Source organism: Streptomyces aureoversilis (assembly GCF_042657885.1).
Taxonomy (GTDB): domain Bacteria; phylum Actinomycetota; class Actinomycetes; order Streptomycetales; family Streptomycetaceae; genus Streptomyces; species Streptomyces aureoversilis.
Map to the genome: position 1 here is coordinate 1 of NZ_JBHSKJ010000080.1, position 735 is coordinate 735.

1 protein-coding gene is annotated in these 735 nt (G+C 67.1%); it reads left to right on the forward strand.

Annotation, left to right across the window (positions count from 1 at the left end; translation table 11 throughout):
* On the forward strand, positions 1–735 hold a 735-nt coding region (gene ispG / locus ACFPP6_RS36500; RefSeq protein ID WP_382051150.1), incomplete at both ends, for a flavodoxin-dependent (E)-4-hydroxy-3-methylbut-2-enyl-diphosphate synthase.

The following is a 735-nucleotide window of genomic DNA, read 5'->3' on the forward strand; positions in this document are numbered from 1 at the left end:
GCAGTTCGACGACAAGGTGAAGGAGATCGCCAAGGCGGCCTCCGACGCGGGCACCCCGATCCGTATCGGCGTGAACGCCGGATCGCTGGACCGGCGCCTGCTGCAGAAGTACGGGAAGGCGACGCCCGAGGCGCTGGTGGAGTCGGCGCTGTGGGAGGCCTCGCTCTTCGAGGAGCACGGTTTCCGCGACATCAAGATCTCGGTCAAGCACAACGACCCGGTCGTCATGGTCAACGCGTACCGTCAGCTGGCGGCGCAGTGCGACTACCCGCTGCACCTGGGTGTGACGGAGGCCGGCCCGGCGTTCCAGGGCACGATCAAGTCCGCGGTGGCGTTCGGTGCGCTGCTGTCGGAGGGCATCGGTGACACCATCCGCGTGTCGCTGTCGGCCCCGCCGGCGGAGGAGATCAAGGTCGGCATGCAGATCCTGGAGTCCCTGGGGCTGCGCCAGCGCCGTCTGGAGATCGTCTCCTGTCCGTCCTGCGGTCGTGCGCAGGTGGATGTGTACAAGCTCGCCGACCAGGTCAGTGCGGGTCTGGAGGGGATGGAGGTGCCGTTGCGCGTCGCGGTGATGGGCTGCGTCGTCAACGGTCCGGGTGAGGCCCGTGAGGCGGACCTGGGTGTCGCCTCGGGTAACGGCAAGGGGCAGATCTTCGTCAAGGGCGAGGTCATCAAGACCGTGCCGGAGTCGAAGATCGTGGAGACCCTCATCGAGGAAGCCATGAAGATCGCCGA